7 protein-coding genes are annotated in these 11,407 nt (G+C 52.5%); 3 read left to right on the top strand and 4 right to left on the bottom strand.

Annotated features, from left to right (window positions below):
- Window positions 1-4: 4 nt before the first annotated feature.
- Complete coding sequence (locus ACYVJM_RS22575) at window positions 5-1,105, bottom strand: alginate O-acetyltransferase AlgX-related protein (protein WP_461150492.1); 1,101 nt, start codon at window positions 1,103-1,105, stop codon at window positions 5-7.
- Between the two features lie 29 nt (window positions 1,106-1,134).
- On the bottom strand, window positions 1,135-2,574 hold the full coding sequence (locus ACYVJM_RS22570; protein WP_461150491.1) for an MBOAT family O-acyltransferase: 1,440 nt from the start codon (window positions 2,572-2,574) through the stop codon (window positions 1,135-1,137).
- A 326-nt stretch (window positions 2,575-2,900) separates the two neighbouring features.
- Here ACYVJM_RS22570 and ACYVJM_RS22565 point away from each other — a divergent pair, with 326 nt between their 5' ends.
- Entirely contained in the window at window positions 2,901-3,929 is a 1,029-nt protein-coding gene (locus tag ACYVJM_RS22565; RefSeq protein ID WP_461150490.1) for an SGNH/GDSL hydrolase family protein, read from the top strand.
- Window positions 3,930-4,087: 158 nt separating this feature from the next.
- Here ACYVJM_RS22565 and ACYVJM_RS22560 read toward each other — a convergent pair whose 3' ends face one another.
- Entirely contained in the window at window positions 4,088-4,726 is a 639-nt protein-coding gene (locus ACYVJM_RS22560) for a hypothetical protein (RefSeq protein ID WP_461150489.1), read from the bottom strand.
- 41 nt (window positions 4,727-4,767) lie between these two features.
- Complete coding sequence (locus ACYVJM_RS22555; protein WP_461150488.1) at window positions 4,768-5,397, bottom strand: MgtC/SapB family protein; 630 nt, start codon at window positions 5,395-5,397, stop codon at window positions 4,768-4,770.
- Between the two features lie 150 nt (window positions 5,398-5,547).
- Between ACYVJM_RS22555 and ACYVJM_RS22550 the strand changes: the two genes are divergently transcribed.
- Both ACYVJM_RS22550 and ACYVJM_RS22545 read left to right on the top strand, forming a co-directional pair.
- Window positions 5,548-8,547 carry an excinuclease ABC subunit UvrA gene (locus ACYVJM_RS22550; RefSeq protein ID WP_461150487.1) on the top strand — a complete coding sequence of 1,000 codons (3,000 nt, stop codon included), beginning with the start codon at window positions 5,548-5,550 and terminating at the stop codon, window positions 8,545-8,547.
- A 344-nt stretch (window positions 8,548-8,891) separates the two neighbouring features.
- Window positions 8,892-11,270 (top strand): sialate O-acetylesterase, encoded by a 2,379-nt coding sequence (locus ACYVJM_RS22545; RefSeq protein WP_461150486.1) that lies wholly within the window; start codon window positions 8,892-8,894, stop codon window positions 11,268-11,270.
- Window positions 11,271-11,407: the final 137 nt, after the last annotated feature.

Here is an 11,407-nt window from a genome sequence, read left to right as displayed (position 1 = left end):
ACGCCTAAAAAGTGGCTAGCTGATTGATGTTGCGTTCTACGACTTCAATAACGACAACGGTTGGCTTCTCCGCTTTGATGACCGCCGGGTCCAGGTAGCGGCCCCGGATAAAGTAAGATTCACGAAAATAGCCGGGCAGGTAGTTCATAAGCCCGTGGCTGAACGAGTCGCCGATCACTAGCAGGCGCCCTGTACCCGGACCTGAAAAGCGGGTGGAGGGGTAGCCAAGTTCTTCATTCGGGATAAGCGCCGTTTGCCGCCCCGCCCGGCTGGCAATGGGTTTTATGTAATAATAGATCGGATCTTTCTGCTCATCCTGGAGCGTAAGCATGGTGGTCAGGTCACCGGCTCCACCCGATTGCTTTTCGATGTGATAATCTGACAGAAGAACGGGGGGGACAGTCGGTTGTTCCTGCCGAATCCGGTTCAGCAGGGCTGCACTACCAATCAGGGTTCCGTATTCGTTCCAGTGGGTATCCGTCTGGTAGTAGACTACATGGTCCCGTTTGGCGGTCCGGAGTGTATCCCGGATATCGACAAAGCGCAGGTTGGTCTGCGCAATGGCTTGCTTGAGAATATCCAGGCGCGACGGATCGGTGCTTTGCTGCAAGTTGTCGGGAAGGTACTCGGGGTAGATCGTATGCGAATCGGGAGCAACCAGAATATACAGTTGGGCACCCTGCCGGGCCAGTTCCTGCTGTCGCTGCACGAGGTGGCTGGCAATGCGCCGGGCCGAATCCAGCGACAGCGGCTGTAAGCCCCGGTGCTGGTCAATAACCTTGTTGTAGCTGTTACCCAGATACAGCCAGCCATTTTTGCCGACAACAACTTTTTCGGGAAGGGGAGATTCGCCTAGCACATTGAATTTCCATCGGCTATACACATAGAACAGTGCATTCCGCCAGCCAAAATTTTCCTTGTAATAGCGGTCGAATTGCTTGACAAAGCTACGCAGATGCGGAAAATTCAGTGCGGGCATCTTATTCAGCTCCCGGTTCTCGGTGCTGCTGAACCGGGATGAAAGACCCAGTAGCTGATCGAGCGTTGGTAGAATGAGGAAAAGTGCAAAAACGACAGCGATTATTCGGGTGCGGCTGCTATTCATAATGTCTTTCGGTAGCTACAACTGACCCCTTAAAATCGAAAATAAATAAACGGATTATATGTATCAGCGGCCAGGTACATAACGGCTAATACAAACAGGCTGAACAGACCGGCCATGTACAGCGAATTGATCAGCGACCCGATTGGAGCCAGCCGGGCAGTCAGGCGCTCAATAGCTCGCTGGAAATAAGGATAAACGGGTGTTGTCAGGGTAATGCCAACCACTAGCGAAACGATTAATTCAACATTTAAAAAGTAAGCGGGTGGGTAAGCTATAGTTGCCGTAGGCTGAATGCCCAGCCCAACCATTTTCTGTAGATAGTGAATGGCTTCGGGTAAGGTCTCGACCCGAAAGAATACCCAGCCAACCAATACCACCAGAACCGTGTAGCCGTGCGCAAGGGGTGGCCAGATCCGTTCCAGACGTTTGCCTAGTCCCGCCCGCTCGATCAGCAGAAACAAGCCGTGGAATAAGCCCCAGATGATGAAGTTCCAACTGGCTCCATGCCATAATCCGGTTACAAAAAATACGATCAGCAGGTTGCGGTAGGTTCGCATTTTGCTGGCCCGGCTGCCACCCAATGGAATGTACACATAATCGCGGAACCAACTCGACAGCGAAATATGCCACCGACGCCAAAAGTCCTGAATGGACCGGGCCACGTAGGGGTAATTGAAGTTTTCTTTAAAGTCGAATCCTACCATTTTGCCCAGACCAATGGCCATATCGGAGTAACCCGAGAAGTCGAAGTAAATCTGGAGCGAATACGCGAGAATACCCAGCCAGGCCGTTGCGGTACCGTAGCTATTGGCGGGGGCATTGAAGATAGTGTCGGCCAGACTGGCGAAGGTGTTGGCCAGCAGTACTTTCTTGGCCAGCCCCAATATGAACCGTTCTGCCCCGACACCAAACTTTTCCATGGTAGTAGACCGATCCGCCAGTTCGGGGGCAATATCCGCATAACGGACAATGGGGCCGGCAATCTGGTGCGGAAACATGGCTACATAAGTGCCGTAATCCAGAAAGCTCCGGTTGGCCTTTATGCGTCCCCAGTAAATATCGAGGGTATAAGAAATACCCTGAAACGTGTAGAAGCTAATGCCGATTGGCAAGGCAATATGACCCAGCGTCAGGCTATGGGCAATCGGTAAGGCAAAGATTTCGGCCGTGCCCCGAATGGAATCAACGAAGAAATTAGCGTACTTGTAGTAAAAAAGCAGGGATATACTGCCGATGAGCGATACCCATAAGCCCGTTTGGCGACGGCCCTGCTCAATCAGGCGACCTGCTAGGTAGTTTATCAACGCTGATAGTAAAAGCACCAGCACCACCGGTCCTTCGCCCCAGGCATAAAAGAGTAGACTCGCGAAAAACAGAAAGGTATTATGCCAGCGCTTCGGTAATAGATAATAAACGATTAAGAAGAATGGCAGGTACAGAAACAGAAATATTGCTGAGCTAAACAGCATAATAGTTGTAAATAGAAATAAGCGTAAAAGTATATGTTTTACAGTATTTGGAGGCTACTGCTTTCTGGATATTACAAGTAAATAGGCTCATAAAGCCAAAAACGTTTACTAGCAAATATACTATAAAAAAAACAGCTCCTATTTTTTCCATTACTGCAGGACCATTTGCCTATAGACACCTGCTTTAAGTACGTATAAGAAGCTGCGGGGTGTATCAGTACCCTAAGATCATGCTAAACAGCATCATGATACAATGGGTTAATAGAACATGCTGCTTTTGGATTGACTGAGTCAATAGGGTAAAAAGAGGATTATATTTGTACATAATGAAGTATTACATTTTTAGTCGAAACTTACGCGTACTGGTTCTATTGATGGCTGTGATCGGCTGCACGCGGGATTACCCGTCGCTGGATGGACCGCGCGTTGTTATTCCGCCACCGGTATCAACGACACCGGGGAGTAGCACGAGTCTGCCCGGTTCATCGACCGCTGTCCCGGCGGTGTCGCCAGCCCCTTTTGATACACTCAAGGTGTCGCCACCTCGCTTTTCGCCCGATGGCGGCACTTTTTATATGAATACGGCGGTGAAGCTAACCGCCGACACCCTGCCTGCCGGAGCGGTAATCGAGTATTCGCTGGATAATGGCAGCAACTGGCTCACGGGTAGCCAGTTTACCGTAGTTTCGGGCGGAACGGTACTTTCGCGGATTCGGTCGGGCAGTAAGCTGTCTATCAGCCGGGGGGCTTCGTTTTCGCTCTATTACAAACGGATGCTGATTCTTGGTAACAGCATCATGAGCCACGGCCCCGTGCCCGATTTAGGCTGGTTCAATTCCAACGGTATGGCCGCTTCGGCACCCGAAAAAGATTTTGTTCATCTGTTAACGGGGCGATTACGGGTGCTGTACCCCGCTATTACCGTCGATCTGGAATCGGGAGGGGGTTTTGAACGGGATTTTGGAACGGCAGCGTACAGTATTGATGAATTTACGCCCATCCTGCAACGGGTTAAGCCCGATCTGATCGTATTGCGGATTGGCGAAAATATCGATCAGGGTGTGGTTGCACAGCGCAATTTCGAAAAACAGTACCGGCAGCTTCTCGATCTGCTCGCCAGCTATGGCCAGCCGGTAAGACTCGTCTGTACTACCAGTGTCTGGAACAAACCCCAGTCCGACGCCATAGTTCGGGCTGTTACGCTGGAAAAAGGACATGCCCTTGTCGATCTGAGTCCGTTGGTAGGGCAGGGGGGCTACTTCGCCAGCCAGTATAAGGACCCCGGTGTAGCGGCTCACCCCAACGATGCCGGTATGCAGCGCATCGCTGATTTGATCTGGGAGAAGATTCAGTAATTGTTATTAACCGCATCGGACCGCCGAAGCGGAGGCACAGAGAGCACAGAGGTTCTTATACGAATTGCTCTGTATTCTTTGTACCTCCGCTTCGGCGGTCCGATGTGGTGAAAAAACCTTGGGTAGTTTACTACCCCGGAGGATGTACGTATACCGACTTAAAAGAACGACAGGCGGAGTACAAAAGGGCTGCTGTAAATCAAGCTGGCCGCCAGACTATTTGAATAATTCAAATTGTACAGGGCCGTCAAATTGACACCGAACCGTCGGGTGATAGGCTGAGAGTACGTTACGCCTACCAGGGGGGCTGTCAGGCTATACGTAGCTGGAGCTGGTAAACCAGGCTGTTCAAACTTGTCTTTTATTGTAGTGCTCTCTACTTCGCCGTGTAAATAGAGGTTCGGCAGAATGGATGGAATGAACTCATACATCAAAAAGCCCCGTCCACCGTATTGATTGAGTGTTCGATAGGGAACGGTTGTATTTGTACTTGTATACGCCTTGTAACGGGTATAGGTATAAGTCCCGCCAACTCCGACAATCATTCGTTCGGTGGCCTGATAAGCAACTACCGGCGAAACCCCCAGGCTGAATGGATTGCCGAACCGAAAGCCGTTGATGCCGCCACCAAACCGCAGCCGCTGGCCGAAAGGTAACGGTCTGCCCTCCGGCGTTTGGGTCCGAAGCGGGTCTTTGCCCTGATCCCGACGGTCGTCAGGATCTTCGGTAAGTTGGCCGAAGGCTACGCTGCTGGTTAGTAAAGCCGTGATAAAGAGTAACTTTTGGATATGATTCATGGTGTTTTATGCGAAATAATAACTCTGTGTATGTAACGAAATCAAAAGGTGAATTCTTTTACCTCAGGGTCTCTCAGCAAACGTTTAATGCACTTTTCATGATTTTGCTCGGAACCGCTAACCCGCCAGTTGCCAATAATTTCGGTCCCGATTCGCTGTTGCTGATTACGGGTCGACTTAAGTTTAAACTCACTGAAAAGGTCTTCATACTGCTTCAGCGTCTTGTTATGAAACGCTGTTACAATCTTATAATCACGTGTTTGGTTCATTTTCTGGATACGGCTCGATAAACCCAGCAGCAGAAGCAGCGATCCAAGAATAAAAATAAACCCGATTACGGCAATATCGTAATGGCCCGCCCCTACGCACATACCCAGTGCCGAGACCGCCCAAACGGTAGCGGCCGTGGTTAGCCCTTTGATCCGGTTGTCTTCCCGAAAAATAATGCCCGCGCCCAGAAAACCGATACCATTTACAATGTTAGCCGCAATGCGGTCGCCGGTGCCGCCGATACGACCCGAAATCATCGTAAACAGTGCGGAGCCGACGCAAATCATGATCATCGTACGTAAACCCGCTGACTTGCCGTTGTATTCGCGTTCGGCACCAATGGTTCCGCCGATGACCAGCGCCACAACCAGCCGAATAATGTCTTCCTGCGCAAAATCCATTTCTTTCGTTACTCAATACGGCATTAAACCGACTCCCGTTGCAAAGCAGATTATTATTAGACTCCCCAGCCCGTTTTAACCAGTCAGGAGAAACCATATTCTGAAATAAACCGTTAAAATTTAGATAGAGTTTACCCTCATTACTTCAGAATGACTCAGACCACGGAAACCGAACGATTAAGTTCCGTTGACCAGCTCAACCCCAAACAGTTTATTATCATTAAAGGGGCGAAAGTACATAATCTTAAAGGAATTGATGTTGCCATTCCGCGCAACAAATTAGTTGTCCTGACCGGGCTGTCTGGTTCCGGTAAATCATCGCTGGCGTTCGATACCCTTTTTGCCGAGGGCCAGCGGATGTATGTCGAAAGCCTGAGCAGTTACGCCCGGCAGTTTCTGGGACGGATGGAGAAGCCCGAGGTCGAGTACATCAAGGGAGTGTCGCCCGCTATTGCCATTGAGCAAAAAGTATCGACCCGTAACCCCCGCTCAACCGTAGGCACGTCTACCGAGATTTACGACTACCTGAAACTGCTCTTCGCCCGCTCGGGAGTAACCTACTCGCCTATTTCGGGTCACGAAGTCCGGAGAGACACGGTTACGGACGTTGTCAATTACATGTACGCGTACGAAGCCGGTCAGCGGGTGATGATCATGGCGCCCCTGCGTATCCGCGAAGACCGGACACTGCCTTACGAACTCAATATCCTGCTCCAGAAAGGCTACACGCGTGTTGTGGTGGATGGCCGGGTACTGCAGATCGAAGATATTTTAGAGAACGAAGAGTTAAGGGCCAGGAATGAAGATTATAACAGTGAGTATGCTTCACTCTTAACGGATCACGCTTCGCTGGATTCGCTGGAAATTCTGGTCGACCGCGGAACGGTGCTGTACGACGCCGGCGGTAACCCGGACGAAGACAACCAGTACCGTTTCTCAGACTCCGTGCAAACGGCGTTCAGCGAGGGAGAAGGGACTTGCCGGGTAGATATTGTCGGCAAAGAGTCGCGGGTTTTCTCTGATAAATTTGAACTCGACGGGATTGCCTTCGAAGAGCCAAGCGTAAACCTGTTCACATTCAACAATCCGTACGGAGCCTGCCGCCGGTGCGATGGCTTCGGTAAGGTGTTGGGTATCGACCCCGATCTGGTCATTCCCGACAAAAATCTATCGGTTTTTGAAGGGGCCATCGCACCCTGGCGCAGCGAGAAAATGAGCGAGGAGTTTTTGAAACCGCTACTCAAAAACGGCATCCGGTTCGACTTCCCGATTCACCGCCCGTACAAAGACCTCACGCCCGCCGAGCAGGAGCTGCTCTGGACCGGAAATAAGTATTTCGACGGGATCAACGCATTCTTTGCCTTCGTTGAAAGCCAGACATTCAAGGTGCAGTACCGCGTAATGCTGTCGCGCTATCGGGGCAAAACAACCTGTCCGGAGTGTCGGGGTTCGCGGCTGCGGAAAGATGCAGGCTACGTAAAAGTGGGCGGGAAGTCTATTACCGACCTGGTGCTGATGCCCCTGACACACGTTACGGCTTTCTTTAAAGGCCTGGAACTGCCCGCGCATCAGCAGCAAATAGCCAATCGTATCCTGATTGAGATTCGTAACCGGCTCGATTACATGGAGCGCGTCGGGCTTGGCTACCTCACGCTCAACCGCCTGACCAACACGCTGTCGGGGGGCGAATACCAGCGTATCAAGCTGGCTACGTCCCTTGGTTCGGCGCTGGTGGGGTCTATGTACATCCTCGACGAACCGAGCATTGGGTTGCATCCCCGCGATACCCAGCGGCTGGTGAGCGTTCTGGAAACGCTCCGCGACATGGGTAACACCGTGATCGTGGTAGAGCACGAAGAAGAGGTAATGCGTGCCGCCGACCAGCTCATCGACATCGGCCCCGACGCCGGATCGCTGGGCGGACACCTGATGTTCCAGGGAACATGGCAGGATATTAAGGAGTTAGGAGCGAGCGGCCGGCGTTCCGGGAGCCAGGAGCCAGGAGTCGCTGACGCATCTATTGTTGCTGACGCGTCAGCAACTCTTCACTCCTCACTCCTTACTCCCTTCTCTTCTTCACACACCATCGACTTCCTGACGGGGAGGGAAACGGTTCCGGTGCCGGGTTTCCGAAGGAGGGCGACAAACTTCATTGAGCTGAAGGGCGCTCGTGAGAATAACCTTAAGGATGTAGACGTGCGGTTTCCGCTCAATACGCTTACGGTTGTTACGGGGGTATCGGGTTCGGGAAAGAGTACGCTGATTCGGAAAGTTCTGTACCCGGCCCTGATGCGGCAACGGGGCGAAGGCACCGAAGAAGCCGGTAAGTACGACAGCCTGGGCGGTTCGCTCGACCGGATTTTGTCGGTTGAGATGATCGACCAGAACCCGATCGGCAAATCGAGCCGGTCTAACCCAGTCACGTATATCAAAGCCTACGATTACCTCCGGCAGGTAATGGCCGACCAGCCCGTATCGAAGTCGCGCGGGTACAAGCCCAGTCATTTTTCATTCAACGTGGATGGCGGGCGCTGCGAGGTGTGCCAGGGTGAAGGCGAAGTGAAGATCGAGATGCAGTTCATGGCCGACATTTACCTCAAATGCGAAGGCTGTGGCGGCAAACGCTTCAAGCAGGAAGTGCTGGAAGTAACATTGCACGATAAAAACATCTCCAATATTCTGGACATGACCGTCGATGAAGCCATCGAGTTCTTCCGCAAAGTCGATAACAAAATGGCCGACAAACTGCAGCCTTTACAGGATGTAGGGCTGGGGTATATCGGTCTGGGGCAATCTGCCAATACTCTTTCGGGTGGTGAAGCCCAACGGGTAAAACTGGCGTCGTTCCTGGGTAAAGGAAACCCGAACAAAGGCAGCACGCTGTTTATTTTCGACGAACCCACAACGGGACTGCACTTCCACGACATACGTAAGTTACTGTCGGCTATCAACGCGCTGGTCGATCAAGGCGACTCGGTAATCATCATTGAGCACAACATGGAAGTCATCAAAAACGCCGATCATATCATCGACATCGGCCCGGAAGGGGGCGAAACGGGGGGCTACATTACCTTTACCGGAACACCGGAAGAGATGGTGAAACTGGACGATAGCAACCATACCGCCCGTTACCTCAAGGGTAAAGTGTAGGTGCCCGGACAACCCGCTCACTCGTTTCGTTTCGTAACGCCAACTGCTTCCAATAAACGAGAGAGGTCTCTCAAAACCTGGTGTAATTCGGTTTTGAGAGACCTCTCTCGTTTATTGGACCTAACCCAAATCGGCGCAGGTCAGACGCGACGGGGAGTTTCTTTGATCTGTCTGAACGATCGAAAAAATAGGATTTAGCTGTTTGTGTAAAGTAGGTCACACTCAGTACATTAAATAGGCTATTCAGGTTAGTTGTTCGCCAAGAAGTGGGTCGGTTGGTTTCCCGTTCGCTGTATAAACTATCTTTCATGTATTTTCGCGGTAATTTTATCTACCCACCGCGAATGCTCAGGTTTATTAAGTGGGCGCTTTTGCTCGTTAGCTGTCCAGTTGTCGTCATGGCTCAGCTTCAGATTTCCCACCCAATGGCACGGCTTGTGGTGCAGCGTGGGACCGACGGCAACGGTCGGCTGTATCTGTCAGGACGATTTACCGGTACGGTAGACAAGATTGAGGCCCGACTAACGCCCGCTGTGGCGGGTCAGGGGGTGGCTACGGACTGGCAAACGGTACAAACAGCCCCTACTACTAATCTTTTTCTGGGTTATGTTACGGCTGCCGGAGGCTGGTATGTACTCACCGTCCGTACGCTCGTGGGCAGTACCGTAGTGGAACAGGCCAGTGTACAGCCGGTTGGCATTGGCGAAGTGTTCATTACGGCAGGGCAGTCAAACTCGCGCGGGCTGGGCATTGGCGATAATGACCTCGGTACCAACACCGACCGCGTCAATTCCATCGACTCGATCAACCATTATTACCCGCAACCGCCATCGTTACCGGCCCTGGTTTCGTCAGGCGACCCGATGCCGGTGCCCCGGTATAAAGCACTTACGGCCGCCCGACGAATTTTTCCGATGGCTGAAAGTTCGTGGGGATGGGGGGAGCTAGGCGATTACATAGTGAATCGCTACAACGTGCCCGTTGCGTTTTACGTAGCTGGCTGGGATGCATCCACCATTGATAACTGGTACAAAACGGCAAATGGCATCGCGGCCTGTAACGCCTACTTCTGCGTTGGTGGCGACTGGCCCAACTTACAGCCGTACACGAACCTGAAAAATGTGCTCCGCTATTACGGGTCGGTAGCCGGTGTACGGGCTGTGTTGTGGCATCAGGGCGAGGCTGAAGGCGATATTTCGGCGTCGAGTATTCCAAATTATGCCAACCTGCTCCGGGCCGTCATTGCCAAGTCGCGGGCCGATTTTAACGGATGGAGCCTGCCCTGGATGGTGGCACGGGTATCATTTAACGGTCGCATTACCAACCCTGATGTTGTCGCTCAACAGCAGGCGGTGATCGATACCCCCGAATTCAATGTTTTTCAGGGGCCCCTCAACGACACCATCCAGAACCGGGCCGCTGGCACGGTTGACGGGCACTTTCGCAATGTGTCGCGCCTGTCGCCCCACCCGCAGTATTACCTGAACAAGCCCATCCCGACCGAAATGGGCCTGTCGAGGTTTGCCCGAAACTGGAGCAACAGTCTCACTAATTCATTCTTTCAAAATGCGCAGCCGATTACCCCGTCCCAGTTTGCGGTGACCGGCAATGTCGCGGCTTATGTACCGCCGGGCACAACGATTCCCGTTTCGTTTTCTACGCTGGGCACGTTCAAGGCCGACAATAAGTGGGAGGTACAGTTGCTGGACTCTTTGGGTCAATACATGAGTGTGCTGGGCAACGGTACCGGCAGCCCGATTTCTGTCACCTTGTCGAGTTCCCTCCCGAGCGGCCGGTATCAGATTCGGGTGGTGGCTTCCTCGCCCGCCATGCCCGCCGTGCCTTCTAATCTTTTTCTGCTGACAAACAAAGCCGATGTAAGTCTGGCGATGGGCGCTGACCAGCGAACACCGGACGTGAACAAACCCGTAAGTATAAGTCTGGCTGTTCGGAACGACGGGCCGGGTCTGGCAAGAGGCATTGTTGTGCGCAACCGCCTTCCCGCAAACCTGACGTTTATTTCGTCGAGCGATTTTACGCTTTCGGGAGCTGTCCTTACCAGTTCGGGCATCGACGTTATTCCCGGTGCAACCCGAACGTTGAGTTTCCTTGCGAAGCCAACGCTGGCGGGTACCTTTCAAAACGCGGCCGAAATTTCCAGTGCTGCCAGTGTCGACACCGACAGCCAGCCCGATTCCGGTACCGGCGATGGACAGGACGATGCGGCTCAGCTGGATTTTCGGACTCGGCAGGCCAGTTCAGCCGTATTTACGTCGCCCAACCCAAGCCAGGTGCCTCTGCCGGCCGTCAGCAGTAGTCAACCCACACCCGATCCCGCCAAAGCCGATGTGAGTATTTCGCTTTCAGTCAACAAACGGACACCTGCCGTTGGCGATACCATCTTGTATACGCTAACGATAACGAACCAGGGCGGGTTGGCGGCAACGGGCTTGAGCCTGTCGGCTTATCTGCCAGCAGGCCAAACATTCGTTCCGGGCAATGATTTTATACTGTCCGGCGGCAGTCCGGTCGTTGGCGTGAGCAGTGTGGCGGTGGGCAGTAATCGCTCGCTTCGTTTCCGGGCCAGAGTTACCGCTGTTGGCCGGGGTGTCTGTTCGGCCCAGGTCGTGACCGCCAGCGTACCCGACCCCGACTCCATACCGGGTAATGGCGTAACCAATGGTGAAGATGATACGGCGCAGATTGACATACGGGCGAGGTGATTTCGCCCAGCGTTAGTGCTTCATACAGAATACTTTATAGCGAAGATTCGTTTAAATTGCAGGTAATCGGCATTTGGATGGTTACAAATGCCTGCTTTGCTGCTTTTACTAGTCGCAACTCGCTATATGTCTGAATC

The sequence above is a fragment of the Spirosoma pulveris genome (assembly GCF_054781875.1).
This window is presented reverse-complemented; position numbering and strand designations above follow the sequence as displayed.